The sequence below is a fragment of the Streptomyces sp. NPDC006140 genome (assembly GCF_040628815.1).
Lineage (GTDB): Bacteria > Actinomycetota > Actinomycetes > Streptomycetales > Streptomycetaceae > Streptomyces.
Genome location: NZ_JBEXTS010000005.1, coordinates 324,382 through 341,215 on the forward strand (window position 1 = coordinate 324,382; position 16,834 = coordinate 341,215).

Sequence of the window (16,834 nt, forward strand, 5' to 3'; positions counted from 1 at the left end):
CACGGTCAACAACGGTGCCCCGGACCCTCACACCTGCCGCAGTGCCACGCGTCTGACCAGGTCAGAGGCTTCCGGCCACGCGAGCGCCGTCGCTAGTTATGGCGCCGCGACTTCAGCCATGCTCATGAGGTCCTCGACCCTGGCTTCGTCGTGTGCCAGGCACGACCGGACGGCAGCGACTCGGAAGGAACGAAGGGCCCCGCGCGACTGCTTCCCGAGATCGAGCAGGCCATGGCGGCGTTTGGCGACATCTCCATCACCGTAGACGTCGGGCCGATCATCCAGAGCGACCTGATCGCGGCAAGGTGGACGATGCGCGCCCGTTACACAGGTGGCCTTGACCACGCCACGGCGCCGCTCGGTACCGCCATCGCCTTCAGCGGCCACGACATCCTGCGGGTTTCCGGCGCAAGTTCGTCGAGTACTGGACCTGCACCGACGTGCTGGCCGGTCTCGCCCAGCTCGGCGCCATCTCTGGGCCCAATAACCCGGCCTGGCCGTGACAGCAGGCACATGGTCGAGTGTTACGGCGCCATGAACTATCCGATGCGAGTGGGAGTTCGTCCGGCCGTTGCTGCTCGCGTCGCTGCTGGGCCGCAAGCGGTTGCATAACCGATGGGTCCTGAATGGGATCGTGTGGAAGTTCCGCACCGGCACGGCCTGGCGGGACGTGCCCGAGCGGTATGGCTCCTGGGCCACCCTGCATACCCGGTTTCGGAGGTGGGCCAAGGACTGCACCTTCGAGCGAATGCATTGCGGCCCTGCACCGCGGATTGGCGCTGCCTCGGTGACGTGTGGGCGCTCCTCATGGGGCAGCAGGCCGCCTGTGTACCACTTCTGGATTACCTCGGCAAGATCAAAAGTAGGACGCCGTCAGCCTCCCGCAGCAGCCACTATCGCTGCACCTGATCGGTGAAACCCGATCATCCCCACCTTGAGAGGAACGCAGGATGCAGACGCAGCTTGTACACCACATGACCCTCGCCGCCACCAGCGAAGAAGTGGCCGGCGCGGCGGTAACTCTTGCGTTCATTCTCTGTAGCTTTGCCGCCATTGTGTTGTTCATCAGCGCACTGGTCAGCATCCTCAGGTCCCGCCTTACCGGGGGGATGAAGCTGGTCTGGATCGTTTTCGCCTTCGCGGCCCCCTTCATCGGCTCCCTGTGCTGGTTCGTCATCGGCCGTAAGGACTCCCGGCGCCGGCCAGGCGTCGTCTGACACCGAGAGCGGGCGCGAGGGGCGCTCGCCGAGCAGCCCTCGCGCTCACCGCGCACCGTACTCGCGGACCTCGTCGCAGCCGTCCGTCACGGTGCGGGCACAGTGGCTCGGATCAGCTGTAAGCAATGCGGACACCGGCGGCGCCGACGCCCGCGCCGGGGTCGGCCTCAAGCGCTGGATCGCCCGCTGCGGCAGGGAGTACGGCGGTGACCTGCCAGCCTCGGTCGGGGCGGGGCCCGGTGCGCAGTTCGCCGCCGAGGGCGGTGACGCGTTCGGTCAGGCCGACCAGGCCGAAGCCGCCGCCGCGGGCCGCGGCCGGCAGCGCCGTGCCGCCCTTGCCGTTGTCGAGAACGGCCACCTCCAGGGCCCGGCCGTCGTGGGCGAGGTGGACGGCGACTTCCGTGGCGTCGGCAGCGTGGCGGCGGATGTTGGTGAGGGCCTCCTGCACGACGCGGTAGGCGGCAACCTGAATGTCATAGGGAAGGTCGTCGGGAACCGACTCGTCGCGGTGGAGCACCGCTTGCGGGCCTATGGGGCCGCCGAAGCCTTGGACGAGTTCGGGGAGGGACGCCAGAGTGCCGATGCGGCGATCGGCGGCCGCCTTTCCCTCGGCCGTCTCCTCAAGGCTGTCGCGCAGGAAGCCGACGGTGCGGCGCATGGAGGCGAGCGTTTCCGTAGCGCCGTGCACGACACCCTCCAGGAGCGTCTCCAACTGCTCCGGATCGGTGGTCCGGACCATCTGTGCCATCCGGGCCTGCATCAGGATGCCGGTGACGTGGTGGGCCACGAAGTCGTGCAGGTCCGCCGCCATCGCCAAACGCTCGGCGCGCTGGGTCGCGGCGACGGCGGCACGGCGGCGTTTGGCCAGGGCGCGCAGATAACCGCCGAGTGCCGCCATGCCGGCGCCCTGGAAGACGCCGAAGGGGCCGGACTGTGCGAGGAGCGCGACGCCGACGAGGAGGGAGCACCCGACCACCCACCGGGGACGGCAGTCGCGGACCGCGATCAGCTGCAGACCCGACAGGGCGCCGGACACCGCGAAGGACGAATCGTCTCCATGCACGACATCGGTCATCCGCAGGACCGAGATGATCAAGGCTAGGCCGGCGGGCACGGCGGTGCGCAGTTCGGCGGTGAACCAGGCCGGCCGCTTGGCGACCGGCCACGCGAGGGCGACCAGACAGACCGGCAGCACGAGCAGGTCCCACCACAGGCTGACGTGGTAGTACGGGTTCGCCGTCTGCTCCCAGTAGGCCGCGAACACCAGCATGGCGACCACGGTGGCTCTCAGGATGCCGCGCCCGCGGATGGGGCGGGCGGCGAGGTCCTCGGCAGGGGGCTGCGTCATCACACGTCACCTCGGTGCACGGTGGGCAGGTCCGCCGGAGCGGTGGCGGCCGGCCCCGGACCCGGCCGTCGGCCGGACGGCGCGCATTATGCCCGACCGTGTCCGATGGGTGATGACCTGGATCACCATGTGGCGATCGTGCGGGTATCCATGCAGGTCAGGCAGCGTCCGGGGTTTTCGCCCGCGACTCCGCCGCACGTGGGACCGGTTCACAGGGCGAGCAGCACGCCTACGGCGGTCAGCAACGCGCAGATGCCGAGATTCAGCACCCGGTGGGCCAGGAAGACGGCCACGAATTCGCGGATCGTCGCGCTCGGCCAGAAGTAGCGGGCCGTCGGTGAGCCGATGACCTGTGCCATGGCCTTCTCCCTGCGTGCGATCTGTGCGGCGCGCATGACGTGGAAGTTGTTGGTCACCACCAGGGCCCGGTAGTCGGCTTTGCGGTCCTGCATCAGTGCCTTGCTGAACCGCAGGTTCTCCTGGGTGGTGCGGGACTTGTCCTCGACCAGGATCCGGTCGGCCGGCACGCCGGCCGCGATGAGGTAGTCGGCCATCGCCCGTGCTTCGGGGAGGTCCTCGTCGGGCCCCTGGCCGCCGGACGTCAGCAGCAGCGGATCCCGGCCCTTGGCGCGTTCTGCGTCGAAGGCGGCACGTGCCCGCTCCAGCCTGCCGGCCAGCAGCGGCGGGACGCGTGAACCTCCGATCAGCCCGGAACCGAGGACCACGATGAAGTCGACGGCACCCCGGTGCCGGATCCTGCCGTAGACGAACGAGTAGAGCAGGAAGCACACGAAGAGCAGCGAAACGTAAGCGAGGACGTAGCCCACCACACTCAATGCGATGGCCAGCGGTTTCCATCGGGTGTAGTTGGCGAGCACCCGCAGCCCGATGAACAGGAGGATGCCGGCACCTGCCGCCAGCGACAGCAGGTTGGCAAGCCGCCTGCCCTCCCGGCGCAGCATCGTCACTCCGTTGGCGATCAGGAAGACCGCGAGTACGAACGGCATCAGGACCAGGAGGACCAGGACCGCCACGACCAGGATTTTGGCCGCCGTCTCGGACACCGACTCCAGGGACACCAGCAGCGCCGGGGCCAGGAACAGCAACGCGAGGAACAGGTAGACGCCGTTGCGTATGAGTCTTCGGTCGTACAGGAAACTGCAGGCGAACATCACGACGAACACGCCTGCGGGAGCAAAGACAAGCAAGTGCATGTACTGGTCCCTTGTACGTCATGAACGTGCCGGCGCGTGTCCGGCCGAATCAAGGAGAGGGAGGAGGGGGGCGCTCAGCGGTTGCGGGGCGAGGGCCATGCGGGTCAGGCTTCGCCCGCCTGGTGGACGAGGATGGCGATCTGGGTGCGGTTCTCCAGGTCCAGCTTGGTGATGATCCGGCTGATGTGGACCTTCACGGTGGCCTCGCTCATGTGGAGCGTGCGGGCGATCTCCGCGTTGGCGGCTCCGGTGGCCACGGCGGCGGCCACCTCGCGTTCCCGGCCGGTGAGCCGGGACAGCTTCCCCTTGGCCTCGGAGGCTTTGCTGCCGGCCCCCGTGGCGAACCGGGTGAGCAGCCGTTTGGTGACGGCCGGGGCGAGGATCGCCTCGCCCTTGGCCACGATCTCGACGGCCCGGGCGATCTCGTGCGGCGGGGCGTCCTTGAGGAGGAACCCGGCGGCGCCGGCCTGCAGGGCCAGGTACACGTATTCCTCGAGGTCGAAGGTGGTCAGCACCAACACCTCGGGCGCGGACGCCAGCGCGCGCACCCGGCGGGTGACTTCCAGGCCGTCCACGACGGGCATGCGGATGTCGGTCAGCAGCACGTCCGGCCGGTGCGCCTGCACGAGTTCGACCGCGCGGGTGCCGTCGGCGTCCTCCGCGACGACCTCGGCGGTCCCGGTGCTCTGCAGGATCATCCGCAGCCCGGCACGTACCAGCGGCTCGTCGTCCAGCAGTACGACTCGGATCATGACGGGTACCTCGGCAGGCTCGCGGTGACCAGAAAGCCTCCCCCGGGCCGGGGGCCGGCCGTCATCCTTCCACCCGCCAGCTCCACCCGCTCGCGCAGCCCCAGCAGTCCGAAACCGGTTCCGGCCGTGGTCGCCGACGGGCACACCGCGGGTGAGCTGCGTACCGAGACGGTGACCTGATCGTCCGACACCCCGAGGGTCACGTCGACCTCTGCGCCGGGCGCGTGCTTCTCCGCGTTGGCCAGGGACTCCTCCACCAGCCGGTACAGGGCGCGCTCGGTCGTGCCGGGAAGCTCGGGGAGTTCGCCGGGCAGGCCGACGCGTATCCGGCGGCCCGAGCGGGACGCGTCCTCGACCAGGCGGCGTACCCCCTGAACGGTCGGTACGGGGTGCAGCGGCACGTCCTCGTCTCCCTTGCCGAGCACGCCGACGAGCTTGCGCAGCTCCTTCAGCGCCGTCGCTCCGGCGGTCCGTATCGCGGTCGCGGCCTCTAGTGCGGCGGCGTCGCCGGAGGTCATCTCCAAGGCGCCCGCGAGCAGGGTCATCTGACTGATCCGGTGGGCCACCACGTCGTTCAACTCCCGTGCGATACGGGCGCGTTCCTCGCAGACCGCCCGCGCGGCCAGCAGCCTGCGCTCGCGCTCGGCCTGCTCGGCACGCTCGCGCAGCGAGGCGAGGAGTTGCGCGCGTTGCCGCAGCCACAGTCCGAGCACGACCGGGGCACCGACCGCGGTGACCGCGACGCCCGCCATGACCGGCAGGCCCAGTCCCAGGGGCCAGGTGCTCCAGGGCGCGACGACCACCACAGCGCTGACGACGGCGGTCACCCAGGTCACGGCGGAGGACCCGTACCGTCTCGCCACCGTCCAGCAGGCCACGGGCACCGCACACAAGGTGCCCACGAGCACCCAGCCAAGCAGCGCGGCCGACGCCGCGGCGAGGGGCAGCCGGCGCCGCAGGACGATCACACACGCCACGGCGAGAGGCACCACGGTCCGTCCGCCGGACAGCAGCCCGAACCCCGAGCCGCGGGCCATCGCCACGCCGAGGGCCCCCACGACCGCCCCCGCTGCCCCGTCCCCGAGCCACAGCGGCAGGGAGTCCCCGCCCCACCTGGGGCGGGGTGTCCCGTCGCCGCGGCTCGCCGCGATCGCGGCGCCCTGGGGCTGTCCGGCGAACGGCATCACACATCCCGTCGCGCCAGCACCGTACCCGCACCGACGGCGACCAGCACGGCCAGCGCCGTCAGGGGCAGCGGCGACTGCCACTTGAAGGTGTCCACCAGCGACGCGGCGGAGAAGAACGGCGCCATCCACCACTCTTTCAGCCACTTCGACAGGAGGCCCTCCACCACGATCGGCACGGCGAGCATCACGATCATGGCCACGGTCGCGTTGCGGGTCAGCGCCGCGAGGCCGAGCCCGACGAGGAAACTCAGCACCCCGTAGACGACCACCGCGGCCAGCACCTGCCCGATGCGCGCCCAGTCGTCCGGCGCGCCACCCCGCAGCACCTGGGCCAGCAACGTCACCAGCACCAGCAGGACGCCGGTGACAGCGGCGAGGAGAGCAGCGATCACGGCCTTCGACGCCATCACCACCGGGCGGGACCTCAGCGTCAGGATCGTGGTCGTGATGGTCCGGTAGCGGTACTCGTGACCGAACGCACCCACCACGATCGCCATCGGGAACAGCAGGACCAGGGGCAGCGTCGTGTTGAACGAGCCGACGAAACGCCAGAGCCGAGTCTGGTCGCTGTGGCCGGCCGTCATGTAGGCCACGACGAACTGCACGGCCGCAGCGGCGGCCAGGAGTATCCAGGTGGAGCGGATCGTCCGCATCCGGATCAGTTCGTAACGAAGCGCGTTGAGCATGAGGATTCTCTCTTCCAGGTCCGTGACGGTCAGTTGCTGCCCTGCGGTGCGTGCGCCTTGTACGCGGCCACGTCGGAGGTGGCCTGGAAGAACGCCTCTTCCAAGTCGGCGCGTACCGCGGAGAGTTCGAGCAAGGTCACGCCGGCGCTCCTGGCGGCGGCGGCCACGTCGTCGGTGGCGGCGTTCACGACGGTGATCCGGCCGTCCTGCCCCTGCGACGCCTCGAACCCGGCCGCCCACAGCGTCCGCAGCAACTCCTCGGGCCGGTCGGCGCGGGTGATCACCTCCTTGCGGGAGTGACGGGCGATGAAGTCGTCGGCCGACTCGGCGGCGATCAGCCTGCCCCCGCCCAGCACGATCAGGGAGTCGGCGAGCACCGCCATCTCGTTGAGCAGATGGGAGGAGACCAGCACCGCCCGGCCCTCCGCGGCGAAGACCTTCAGCAGGTCACGCAGCCAACGGATGCCCTCGGGATCCAGCCCGTTCGCGGGCTCGTCCAGCATGATCGCCGCCGGGTCGCCGAGCAGGGCGGCGGCAAGCCCGAGCCGCTGCCGCATCCCGAGCGAGAAGCCCCCGGCCCGCCGGTTCGCGGCCGATCCCAGGCCGACCATCTCCAGCACCTCGTCCACCCGCCGCCGCGGCAGACCCGCTCCCGCGGCGATCATCCGCAGATGCGCCCGCGCCGTCCGCCCGGGGTGCACCGCCCCCGCGTCCAGCAGCACACCGACCGTCCGCACCGGCTGCTCCAACTCCGCGTAGGTGCGGCCGTCGAACGTGGTGCGGCCCTCTCCCCGGTCGAGGCCCAGCATGAGCCGCATCGTGGTCGACTTGCCCGCACCGTTCGGCCCCAGGAACCCGGTCACCACACCCGGCTCCACCGTGAACGACACGTCGTCGACGGCTGTCACCTGCCCGTACCGCCTGGTCAACCCCTGCGCGACGATCATCCTGATCTGTCCCCTCACGAATCCCGGCACCACCTCGGCACCGGCAGGGCACCAGACTCGTCACAGCCGGCCGGTCAACCGTCCGCCATCCGGCCAAAGCCGCATACACCAAAGGATGTACGTCCTCAGCAGCCGGCCGCCGCACGGCAGCCATGAAGTTGATCCGTGGCTCACGGACGTGGCTTCAGGGGGGCACTCGGCGATACTGAGAACTACCGTCAGCCACATCACGGCATGCGGGTCTCGATCGGCGGCTACCACGACCCGAACCCCTTGGCCCTGCCCCCTTGGCTCTGGTGTCGCTCGTCCGCGAACTGGGCTCCCTCCTCGCGGAGCTGCGCAGCCGGGTACCAGGGCGTGGGCGGGGCAACCCTGGAGAGAACGTCCACCAGCGGCTGCGGCAGCTTCAGGTCAGCGGACAGACGGCCGACGGGCGCACGGAGAGCCCCCGGCGGGACAGGGGGGTGTCCTCGCCGGGGGCGGTTCTGGGTGGGGCGGTGCGTCAGGAGAACGCGGGGACGGCGGCGGGCCGGGCCTTGTTGATGTTGCTGACGAGGTTGTTGGTCAGCGGGAAGTTGGCCAGGCCCCACTTGGAGTTCCAGAGGGCGTCGCGCGGCGTCTTGGCCATGTTCTCCATGGTGACCAGGGCGGGCGTGTCCCACTTGCCGGTGCCCCAGGCCACCGGCCTCTCGCCCCACTTGGCGAAGCGGAAGGCGTGCGTGCTGGGTCCGTCCTTGTGGTAGACGATCTTGACGTGGTTGCCGTCCATCGGCACCTCGTTGATCGGGTGGGTGCTGTAGCCGCCGTGCCGTGAGGCGGCGAGGTAGCGGGGCCGCTCCTCGCCCTGCTTCTGGAAGACCACGACGGACTCCCAGTCGTGGCGGTGCCCGCACTCGGTGATGCTCGTGGGGTCGCACTGGTCCTTCTCGAAGTACAGCGCGTAGACGTACGCGCACCAGCCGTGCTGGCACTTGGACTGCGCGTAGGTGTTGGCCTTGCCGAGGTGGTTGCTGCGGCACATGCCGGTGAGCGAGCCGGACGGGTTGAGGCCGCCGTTGAGCCTTCCGCTCGCGTCGACGGCCGCCGCCGGGAAGCAGCTGTCGGAGTCGTAGTCGAACTGCGGCATGTACTTGCTCTGGAAGGTGCTGGCGTTCCACCCCAGCGGGTTCAGAACAGCGGCGTCGGCACTGCCCGCCAGTCCGGCGGTCAGCGCGGTGACGCTGCCGAGGACGACGGCCGCCTGGGCGAGACGGGACCTTCTGCGGGGCTTGGACGGCTGGGCCATGCGGGGCTCTCCAGTTGCTCGGTTGCCGGCACCCCCTCGGCACCGGCGGGGCACCAGACTCGTCAAGGCGGGATGGTCAACCGTCCGCCATCCGGCCAAAGCCGTGTACACCAAAGGATGTACGTCCTCAGCAGCCGGCCGCCGCACGGCAGTCACGAAGTCCAGCCACATCACGGCATACGCGTCTCGATCGGCGGCTACCACGGCCCGAACCCCTTGGCTCTGGTGTCGCGACTACATGCCCGGGGAGGATCCGAAGCACGAGCTGCTCGGCCTGTGCTCCGTCAACCAGTCCTCGGCTGGACTGGCCGCCTCCGCGGGGCACGGCCTGCGCCGCCCTGGGGCTCACTGCGTGAGGGTCAGGCGATCTTCACCAGCCTCCACTGCTGGTTGGTGCCGCCGTTGTCAGTCCACTGGATGATCGGCGTGCCGTTAGCGTGCCGCCTGTGGAGGCGCCGAGGGCCTTGCCGCTCCTGATGCTGATGATCTTGTAGGTGCCGGAGAGGTCGGGGACGGTTCCGGGAGTGATGGACAGGTTGGATTACTGGACGGGGTAGTACCCGGCGGTGCCGAGGCCGGCCGGGCCGCCGCTGAAGCTGTTGTGCCAGGAGTTCGTTCCTGGGGCGGGCACGGTGCCGTCGGCCAGGGTGGTCCAGACCCACGACCCGGCCGAGGATCTCGGCGGCGCTGCCGCTCTTCTCCAGCAGCACGTCGGAACTGACCGTGTAGTTGCTCCAGCCCAGCTCGCCCATGATCGTGTAGGGCTGGGTGCTGTTCTCATGGGTCCACTTGATCGGCTGGACCTCTGCCATCTGGCGCAGGCACTGGCCACTGCGGCCGTCGGCGCAGGAGGCCGACTCGAACGCGCCGTTCATGGTGGCGAAGTACCTGGCCTCGCGTCCGGCGCTGTAGCCGGCGAAGCTGTCCGAGTACGGCAGCGCAAGCTGACTGCGCCGGGGGGAGGTGGCGGTGCCGGGGGCCTGCCCGCTGGTGGTGGTCACCGTGTAGACACGACCGGGTTGCAGGGTGAGCGCGTACGTCCCGTTGGTCGCCGTCAGGTCGGAGCCTCGCACCACGTTCGGCGTGTCCAGACCGCTGAGCGGGGTGCGCACCACCGCCGCACCACCGCAAGACCGATGCCACCGACTTGGCGGAGCGACTGGATCGACCTGCCCGATCTCCTTGGCCGCCATTACACGTGCTGGGAGACGCCTGGGGAGCACGGCGGTGTCTTCCTGCTGCCCCGGAGGCCAGGGCCACTTCGTCCTCGGGCCTCATCACCTCAGCCGACGCCGGCGTGGTCGTACGCAGGAACCGGCGCTGGAACCTCCACTCAGCGAGGGTCGTCTCCGTAAGGCGCCTCAGCTCAAACCTTCTCCGCACTCACGCGTGGATGCTCGGCAGTGAGCAGCCCGATGTCTTCCACATCGGAACTCAGGATCGTCACCCGGCCGGGATGTTGTAGGGCGGTCGCGCACAGCATGGCGTCGATGGCGTACTTGTGGCCGTGCAGCCCCGCTGCGCGCAGCAGCGCGGCAGCGGACTGCGCGACGGCCTGGGTCACCGGCTCGACACTCAGGCGGGACAGGGTCCACTTCAATGCGGCGTCGTTGATCTTCGGGTGGATCACCTCAACCAGCACCGCAGCCGAGGTGACCACGGGCAGGTCCGCGTCGCGAGCCGCCGTCAGCCACTCGTGGATCTCCCGATCACGCTGTACGGCCTTGGCCAGGCCCTCACTGTCCAGGACCAGGGCACCGCTCACGCGGCCGCCCCGGCACTCGAAGCGCCGCCGGTCAGCCGGGCACGCTTGGCCGCCACGGCCTCGGGGTCGGCCGGACCGTGCACCTTGTCGAAGTCCGCGATCAGCTCATCCAGGTTGTCCCGCTCGATCTGCCGCTGGGCCGCCTTCTCCAGGTACGCCGAGACGCCCCGCTTGCCGACCCGCTGACGGATCGCTTGCAGGGTTCCGGCGGTCAGGGTGACAGAGATACCGCTGGTGGGCCCGTCACCGGGCGGGAAGTCCACGTCGTCATCAGTCACGCTTCGAGTATGCCATTGAATATGGCATAGCGGGTGGCGGCGCGGGATTCCACCTGGATGGCTGGGCCGCCCGTGCGCAGTTGTCTCCCGGTGGCGCCGACCTCCCCCTTCTGAGATTCCGTGCCCTCCGCGTGCCCGTAAGGGCGGAAAATCACGGTCGACAGCGGTGTGATCCGACGCTCACGACCACCCCCAGGTTTAGGTATCCGTGCTGGTCAGGGCCATGGAGCCTGTGCAGGCGCCGTCGCTTCCCAAGCTGAGGGCGCGAGTTCGATTCTCGTCATCCGCTCCGGAGAGAAACCCCAGGTCAGTGGCCTGGGGTTTGTTTGTTGTCCAGTCCGATGCGAATCCGTGGCGTCGAGCTGCGTCGGGCGGGTTGTTTCAGGCGGGCCGGGTGGGGGCCCGTAGTTCGGTTTTGTATCCGCCCTGGGGGGTGGGTTCGGCGGTGAGGGTGCCGTCGAGCAGTTCGGCGCGTTCTTTCAGGCCGATCAGGCCGTGCCGGGCGCTGGGCAGGGCGACGGAGGGGCGGGTGGGGGCGGTGTTGGTGATCGTGACGCCGAAGTGGTGTGCGTCGTGCCACAGGTGGACGTCGGCGCTGGCGCCGGGGGCGTGCTTGCGTACGTTCGTGAGGGCTTCCTGGACCGTGCGGTAGACGGTGCGCTGCGCGGTCGTGCTGATGCCGGGCGGGAGCCCGCCGGTCAGGGTGGTCTCGATGCCGCTGTTGGCGATCAGCTGCTGGAGGTCGGCGAGGGTGGGCTGGGGGGTGAGTTCGGTTTCCTTGCCGCCGGAGGCGCGCAGCAGGGTGACCATGTGGCGGAGTTCGTCGAGGGTGTTCACGCTCAGGGTGCGGATGGTGCGGGCGGCGTCGCGGGCGTCGGGGTCCTTGGCGGCGACCTGCAGGGCTCCGGCCTGTACGGCGATGAGGCTGACCTGGTGGGAGACGACGTCGTGCATCTCGCGGGCCAGTTGGGCGCGCTCGCGGGCGAGGACGGTCTGGGCGTACAGGGCGCGTTCGTGCTCGCGGGCCACTTCGACCTCGACGAGCTGGCGGGCCACGTCGTGTCTGGCCTGCACGAGCTGGCCGAACAGGATGGGGACGAAGGCCGTGGCCAGCGTGTAGACGAAATCGATGAGGGTCCAGGTCCGGTCACCGGGGAACCCGTCGCCGGAGAACGTGCCGGACAGGGGCCAGGCGAGGGTGCCCGCCGTCGCGTTCAGCAGGGCGCAGCCGGCCAGCAGCAGGCGGTTGCGGGTGCGCGTGGCCAGTGTGTACAGGGCGGCCATCGGCGCGACTGCCACGTCCATGAACAGGGTCATGGGCAGTGACAGCAGGAACACGGCCAGGGGAAAGCGCCTGCGCAGGAACAGTACGGCGCAGCCGAGGGCGGCGCAGGCCCACATGAACGGTGTCGCCTCGCCGTAGAGGTTGATCCAGGCGTCGAGCGCGGCGAGCACGACGAGGCCCGCGTCGACGGCCCAGGGCGGCACCCGCCGCCACCGTGCCTGGCCCGTGCTCATCGCCCGTTGCCCCGTGCCGGGTCGGCGCCGTCGTCGCTGAGCAGTCCGGCCCGCTCCGCGAGGAGCGCCGCCTGGACGCGGCCGGCGACCCGGAGCTTGGTCAGGATCGAGCTGACGTGGTCCTTGACGGTGCCCGCGCTCAGATGGATGCGGGTGCCGATGTCGGCGTTGGACAGTCCTTCCGCGATCAGGACGAGGACGTCACGTTCGCGGTCGGTGAGCAGGTTCACGCGCGCCACGTCCTCCGCGACCTGGGGCGCGTCCGCCCCAGGATGGCCGCGCAGCAGAGCCCGCGATGCCTTCGGGGACATCACCACCCCGCCCGCGGCCAGGGTGCGTACGAGTTGGGCGAGTTGTTCGGGCTCGGTGTCCTTGAGGAGGAAGCCCGCGGCTCCCGAGTGCAGCGCGGTCAGGATGTACTCGTCGGTGTCGAAGGTGGTCAGCATGGCCGCCGTCGGCGGTTCGGGCAGCGCCTGGATCTCCCTCAGGACGGTCAGGCCGTCCACGTCCGGCATACGGATGTCGAGGAGCACGACGTCCGGCTGCTCGCGCCGGATCACGTCGACGGCCTGCGTTCCTTCCGCGGTCGCCACGACCTGGATGCCGTCGGAGGCGTTCAGGATCAGCTCGAACCCGGACCGCACCAGCGCCTCGTCGTCCACCACCACTACCCGGATCACCGGTGTTCCGCCTCACACTCGTCTGCTCTGTCCAGCTTCTCGGCGACCAGTACACCCCAGCATCGGGGCGGCCACGTTCTCGTAGTTCTCGTAGTTCTCGTACGGTGATCGCCTGGTGTCGACAGTACGTGCGGCAGGGCGCGCGGCGGTGCGGCCACCGTGGACACCCGCCACCCGGCAGGCCGGTTCCAGCCGCTCGGGGGGAGCGCTCCGGCCCGTCGGCGGGCGGGTGGGCGAGGCCCGGCGGATGGTGTCGGCGGTACTCGTCCGGTGGGATCGGTCCGTGGACCCGCCCGAGTCTGCGGGCCGCAGTCGATTTCCGTACCGTTCGAGGATCGCCCAGCCATGCCCCGCTCGTACCTGTGCCAGCCTGTCCGTGCTCTGCGCCGCTGTGCGGCGCGGCGGGGGCGTGTACGGGGCGGTACTGGCCAGCTCCATGGTGGCCGCCCTGACGGAGCAGGGTGAGACGGCGCCCGCCGACCGGTTCAGCTGCGCCCAGTGGCTCCTGGTCACGGCCGTCGCCTCGGCCTTGGCGCACGGGTACGCCCATCTGATCGCCCTGCGCGGCGACCGGACCCATCACGGTGTGCGTGCCGGGGTGCGGCTGTTGGTGTCCGAGTGGCCGTTGGTGGTGGCGACGGTGCCGACGCTGGTCCTGCTGCTCGGCGCGGGCTGGGGGTGGTGGCCCTCGGCGGGCATCGAGTACGTGGCCTTCGCCGTGAACGTGGTGCTGCTGTTCGCCTGGGGCCTGCTCGCGGCCCGTGCTGCCGGTCGCACGTGGGGCTCCGCCTTGAAGATCGGCATGGTGGACACGTTGCTCGGGCTGGCGGTCGTGGTGGCCAACGCCCTCATCAAGTAGGGCAGTCGACCGTCCAGGGACCGCCGACCGGCCCACGCGGTGCTGTTCCGCCGGTCGGCGGGGCGGTCCCGGCCGGTCGGCGGGGGTGTTACCGAAGCCTGCCGGATGGTTCGCCTCCTGACGGCCCCGAAGCATCTTCCGTATGACACAGATACAGCCGCCGCAGGAAACGTCCGCTCCGCAGGAGAACTCGCCTCCACGGTCCGCGACCTCGCCCGGATCCGGCGGGAAGGCCACCGGCGGTCCCTCGATGGGACGTCTGGTCGGGGTGGATCTGGCCCGCGCGCTGGCCGTGTTCGGCATGTACGTCGTGCACATCGGTCCGATGCTGGAGAGCACGAGCGGCGTCGGTACATGGGTCCGGTTCCTGGCCGACGGCCACTCGTCGGTCCTGTTCGCCACCCTCGCCGGTTTCTCACTGATGCTGATCGCAGGCCGCTTCGAGCCGAGGACCGGCCTCGCCGGCCGCCGGGCGAAGGCCCGGATCGCGATCCGCGCCGTGATCCTGCTGGTGCTCGGCAGCGTGCTGGCGATCGAGTACGGGGACGTCATCATCCTCGGCTTCTACGGCGTCTACTTCCTCCTCGCCCTGCCCCTGCTGCGGCTGTCCGCCAGGACACTGGCGATCATCGCTGCGGGGCTCGCGCTCGTCACGCCGCAGCTGGCGTTCGTCCTGAGGATGTGGCTGAGCGGGTCCGTCCTGCAGAGCATCAACGCCTACGACCCGCTTGAGAAGCTCAACGACGTGGGGGTCGTCGATCTGCTGCTCACGGGCCTCTATCCGACGATCACCTGGATGCCGTTCCTGATCGCCGGGATGGCGCTGGCCCGCCTCGACCTGTCCGCCCGCGCCGTCCAGCGGCGCCTTGCCGTACTCGGCGCCGCCCTCACCGTGGCTGCGTACGGCCTGTCCCTGCTGCTTGCGGGCAAGGACGCGGTGTTCGCCGGGACCGGGGGGTCGCCCAGCGGCTCCGGGTCCTGGTCGGGCGGTTCCGGTTCGTGGTCCGGTGGCCCGGGGGCGGGATCGGGTGGCGGCGGGGGCGGCGAGCAGCTCGTGTCGTCGGCCTCGGACCTGCTGGGTGCCGGGCCGCACACCGGCACCACGTTCGACATCATCGGCAGCGTGGGCGTCGCGATCCTCGTGACCGTGGGCGCGACGGTGCTGATGGACCGCCTGCCGCGACTGCGCCGCCTGGCGAAACCGGTCATCGCCGTGGGCACCATGTCGCTGACGGCCTACGTCGGCCACTTCCTCGCACAGTCCGCGTGGCCCGCTTCCGGCGCCGGCACCACGAAGTCCTGGGTGCCCGTGCTCCTGTACATCCTCGGGGCGATCGTGTTCGCCGCGATCTGGTCCCGCTTCTTCCGCCGCGGCCCCCTGGAGTATCTGCTCAACACGGCCACCAGGCCCGCCAAGTACATCCGGTGAGGTCCGGTCGGGGCGGCTCGGCTTCATGTCCCACCCCGGCCTGGACGGCCTGCCCGGCCCGCAAGGGGATCGCCCTTGCGGGCTTCGGCTGTGGTCCTGGCCGACTGGCAGGCGGTCTCGGTGAGGATGCGCCGGCTCAACGACAACACCGGCAACGTCACCGTCGGCCTCAACCGCCTCGACAGGTGTCGCAGGACACGTTCATGACAGGATTGCGCTGGGGAAAGGTCAGGGAAGTCATAGGGGTGCCCCAGATTGACGTGAAGGGATGACCCGTGACGTCCACTGCGCCTCCCCCCATACCTCGGGCCGCAGGATCGTTTCCGTTCATCGGCCACGCTCTGAAAATGCGCGACAACCTCGGCTTCATCGACTCGCTGCGCGAGACGCGGGAGCCACTGGTCGAGATCGTCCTGCAACCGGGGACGCGCACCGTCGTCGTCCAGGACCCGGCCCTGATCCACCAGATGCTCAAAGCCCTGGCGCCCACCCTCGACAAGGGCCGGCTCTACGACAAGCTGGGCCAACTGCTGGGCGACAGTGTCGTCACCGCCACCGGCCGGACTCACGTACGCAAACGTCGCCAGGTGCAACCGGCGTTCGCCCACGCCGAGATCAGCCGGTACGTCGACATCATGCGCGCCGAGGTGACGGCCACGGTCGCCGGCTGGGAACCCGGGCGGGCCCTCGACGTACGCGAGGCGATGGTCGGGCTGAGCCTCGACATGCTGGCCAAGACGGTGTTCTCCGGCAGCCTCGACGACGCCGTCTTCCGCCGACTGCGCAGCGACCTGTCGGTGGTGATGAACGACGTCGGCGTGCGCATGATGCTGCCCGACTGGGCCGAGCGCCTGCCGCTGCCCTTCAACCGCCGCTTCGACCGGGCCCGGGCCGGCGTACGCGCCACCGTCAACAACGCCGTCGACGAACTGCAGGCCTCCGGGCACGACACCGGGGACATGCTCTCCATGCTGCTGCGCGCCGTCGACGAGGAGACCGGCGAGCCGTTGACCGGGGATCAGATCTGCTCCGAGATCCTCACCCTGGCCGTGGCGGGCACCGAGACCACCGCGTCGGTGCTGTCCTGGACCCTGTACGAACTCGCCCGCCACCCCGGCATCGAGGCCCGGGTCCTGGCCGAGCTGGACGAGGTCCTCGGCGAACGGCCGGTCACCTTCGACGACGTGCCCCGGCTGCCGTACCTGAACCGGGTGATCACCGAGACCCTGCGGCTGCACCACCCCGGCTGGCTGGTCACCCGCCGTACCACCGAGGAGACCCGGCTCGGCGCGTGGACGCTGCCCGCCGGCACCGAACTGGCCTACTGTCAGCACGCCCTGCACCGCGACCCCGAGCGCTTCCCCCATCCGCTCACCTTCGACCCGGACCGGTGGAACGACCCCGCGCAGGAGCCTCCGCCGGGCGCGTTCCTGCCCTTCGGGGAGGGCAAGCACAAGTGCATGGGGGACCGTTTCGCCCGCACCGAGATGGTCACGGCGGTCGCGACGATGCTGCGTTCGGTACGGCTGGAACTCGCCGAGGGACAGCTCGTCCGCCAGGTCGCCCGGCTCACCGTGCGGCCGCGCGAACTGCGGATGACCATCCGCCCCCGCAACCGCCCCCGAGCCGGGGCCGGCCTTTAGCACTCCAGTTGCAGTTCGCTATCGCC

18 protein-coding genes are annotated in these 16,834 nt (G+C 70.0%); 6 read left to right on the plus strand and 12 right to left on the minus strand.

What is annotated here, in order from left to right:
* Nucleotides 1-150: 150 nt before the first annotated feature.
* Genes ABZ386_RS17085 through ABZ386_RS17095 form a run of 3 tightly spaced genes read left to right on the plus strand, consistent with a single transcriptional unit; the run spans nt 151 to nt 1,217 of the window.
* Complete coding sequence (locus ABZ386_RS17085) at nt 151-612, plus strand: hypothetical protein (protein WP_358964993.1); 462 nt, start codon at nt 151-153, stop codon at nt 610-612.
* The gene (locus ABZ386_RS17090) at nt 542-916 is read left to right on the plus strand and encodes a transposase (protein WP_351339904.1); all 375 of its coding nucleotides are present in this window, start codon (nt 542-544) and stop codon (nt 914-916) included. Before ABZ386_RS17085 ends, ABZ386_RS17090 begins: the two co-directional genes overlap by 71 nt.
* A 34-nt stretch (nt 917-950) precedes the next feature.
* Entirely contained in the window at nt 951-1,217 is a 267-nt protein-coding gene (locus tag ABZ386_RS17095; protein WP_351339316.1) for a PLD nuclease N-terminal domain-containing protein, read from the plus strand.
* Nucleotides 1,218-1,329: 112 nt separating this feature from the next.
* On the opposite strand, the gene ABZ386_RS17100 is transcribed toward ABZ386_RS17095, so the two are convergent.
* From ABZ386_RS17100 to ABZ386_RS17155, 12 genes are all read right to left on the minus strand, one after another.
* Entirely contained in the window at nt 1,330-2,565 is a 1,236-nt protein-coding gene (locus ABZ386_RS17100) for a histidine kinase (protein WP_355713478.1), read from the minus strand.
* A gap of 209 nt (nt 2,566-2,774) precedes the next feature.
* The gene (locus ABZ386_RS17105; RefSeq protein ID WP_358964994.1) at nt 2,775-3,779 is read right to left on the minus strand and encodes a YdcF family protein; all 1,005 of its coding nucleotides are present in this window, start codon (nt 3,777-3,779) and stop codon (nt 2,775-2,777) included.
* A 104-nt stretch (nt 3,780-3,883) separates the two neighbouring features.
* Nucleotides 3,884-4,531 (minus strand): response regulator transcription factor, encoded by a 648-nt coding sequence (locus tag ABZ386_RS17110; RefSeq protein WP_358964995.1) that lies wholly within the window; start codon nt 4,529-4,531, stop codon nt 3,884-3,886.
* Nucleotides 4,528-5,715: a histidine kinase gene (locus ABZ386_RS17115; protein WP_358964996.1), complete on the minus strand. Its 1,188-nt coding sequence runs from the start codon at nt 5,713-5,715 to the stop codon at nt 4,528-4,530. The genes ABZ386_RS17110 and ABZ386_RS17115 overlap by 4 nt, the downstream gene beginning before the upstream one ends.
* Complete coding sequence (locus tag ABZ386_RS17120) at nt 5,715-6,404, minus strand: ABC transporter permease (RefSeq protein WP_358964997.1); 690 nt, start codon at nt 6,402-6,404, stop codon at nt 5,715-5,717. Before ABZ386_RS17120 ends, ABZ386_RS17115 begins: the two co-directional genes overlap by 1 nt.
* Nucleotides 6,405-6,433: 29 nt before the next feature.
* The gene (locus ABZ386_RS17125; RefSeq protein WP_356502819.1) at nt 6,434-7,369 is read right to left on the minus strand and encodes an ATP-binding cassette domain-containing protein; all 936 of its coding nucleotides are present in this window, start codon (nt 7,367-7,369) and stop codon (nt 6,434-6,436) included.
* A 484-nt stretch (nt 7,370-7,853) separates the two neighbouring features.
* Nucleotides 7,854-8,636, minus strand: a complete 783-nt coding sequence (locus ABZ386_RS17130; protein ID WP_351339296.1) for an NPP1 family protein — start codon at nt 8,634-8,636, stop codon at nt 7,854-7,856.
* Nucleotides 8,637-8,995: 359 nt separating this feature from the next.
* Nucleotides 8,996-9,748, minus strand: a complete 753-nt coding sequence (locus ABZ386_RS17135) for a hypothetical protein (RefSeq protein WP_358964998.1) — start codon at nt 9,746-9,748, stop codon at nt 8,996-8,998.
* 254 nt (nt 9,749-10,002) lie between these two features.
* Nucleotides 10,003-10,401 (minus strand): PIN domain-containing protein, encoded by a 399-nt coding sequence (locus ABZ386_RS17140; RefSeq protein ID WP_351339291.1) that lies wholly within the window; start codon nt 10,399-10,401, stop codon nt 10,003-10,005.
* A complete protein-coding gene (locus tag ABZ386_RS17145) occupies nt 10,398-10,679 on the minus strand; it encodes a hypothetical protein (RefSeq protein WP_351339289.1) in 282 nt (93 codons plus the stop codon). The genes ABZ386_RS17140 and ABZ386_RS17145 overlap by 4 nt, the downstream gene beginning before the upstream one ends.
* A 381-nt stretch (nt 10,680-11,060) precedes the next feature.
* The gene (locus ABZ386_RS17150) at nt 11,061-12,197 is read right to left on the minus strand and encodes a histidine kinase (protein ID WP_351339287.1); all 1,137 of its coding nucleotides are present in this window, start codon (nt 12,195-12,197) and stop codon (nt 11,061-11,063) included.
* The gene (locus tag ABZ386_RS17155; RefSeq protein WP_351339901.1) at nt 12,194-12,865 is read right to left on the minus strand and encodes a response regulator transcription factor; all 672 of its coding nucleotides are present in this window, start codon (nt 12,863-12,865) and stop codon (nt 12,194-12,196) included. The genes ABZ386_RS17150 and ABZ386_RS17155 overlap by 4 nt, the downstream gene beginning before the upstream one ends.
* Nucleotides 12,866-13,253: 388 nt before the next feature.
* Between ABZ386_RS17155 and ABZ386_RS17160 the strand changes: the two genes are divergently transcribed.
* The 3 genes from ABZ386_RS17160 to ABZ386_RS17170 all read left to right on the plus strand — a co-directional run bounded on the left by ABZ386_RS17160 (nt 13,254) and on the right by ABZ386_RS17170 (nt 16,808).
* Nucleotides 13,254-13,736 (plus strand): hypothetical protein, encoded by a 483-nt coding sequence (locus ABZ386_RS17160; protein ID WP_358964999.1) that lies wholly within the window; start codon nt 13,254-13,256, stop codon nt 13,734-13,736.
* A gap of 142 nt (nt 13,737-13,878) precedes the next feature.
* Entirely contained in the window at nt 13,879-15,165 is a 1,287-nt protein-coding gene (locus tag ABZ386_RS17165; RefSeq protein ID WP_356502811.1) for a DUF418 domain-containing protein, read from the plus strand.
* 275 nt (nt 15,166-15,440) lie between these two features.
* A complete protein-coding gene (locus ABZ386_RS17170) occupies nt 15,441-16,808 on the plus strand; it encodes a cytochrome P450 (protein ID WP_358965000.1) in 1,368 nt (455 codons plus the stop codon).
* Nucleotides 16,809-16,834 lie beyond the last annotated feature (26 nt).

Excerpts from the sequence above, each read along its gene's own strand:
- ABZ386_RS17105 (WP_358964994.1), bottom strand. The coding sequence starts at position 3,779 with ATGCACTTGCTTGTCTTTGCTCCCGCAGGCGTGTTCGTCGTGATGTTC.
- ABZ386_RS17100 (WP_355713478.1), bottom strand. The coding sequence starts at position 2,565 with ATGACGCAGCCCCCTGCCGAGGACCTCGCCGCCCGCCCCATCCGCGGG.
- ABZ386_RS17150 (WP_351339287.1), bottom strand. The coding sequence starts at position 12,197 with ATGAGCACGGGCCAGGCACGGTGGCGGCGGGTGCCGCCCTGGGCCGTC.
- ABZ386_RS17130 (WP_351339296.1), bottom strand. The coding sequence starts at position 8,636 with ATGGCCCAGCCGTCCAAGCCCCGCAGAAGGTCCCGTCTCGCCCAGGCG.
- ABZ386_RS17115 (WP_358964996.1), bottom strand. The coding sequence starts at position 5,715 with ATGCCGTTCGCCGGACAGCCCCAGGGCGCCGCGATCGCGGCGAGCCGC.
- ABZ386_RS17165 (WP_356502811.1), top strand. The coding sequence starts at position 13,879 with ATGACACAGATACAGCCGCCGCAGGAAACGTCCGCTCCGCAGGAGAAC.
- ABZ386_RS17120 (WP_358964997.1), bottom strand. The coding sequence starts at position 6,404 with ATGCTCAACGCGCTTCGTTACGAACTGATCCGGATGCGGACGATCCGC.
- ABZ386_RS17095 (WP_351339316.1), top strand. The coding sequence starts at position 951 with ATGCAGACGCAGCTTGTACACCACATGACCCTCGCCGCCACCAGCGAA.
- ABZ386_RS17110 (WP_358964995.1), bottom strand. The coding sequence starts at position 4,531 with ATGATCCGAGTCGTACTGCTGGACGACGAGCCGCTGGTACGTGCCGGG.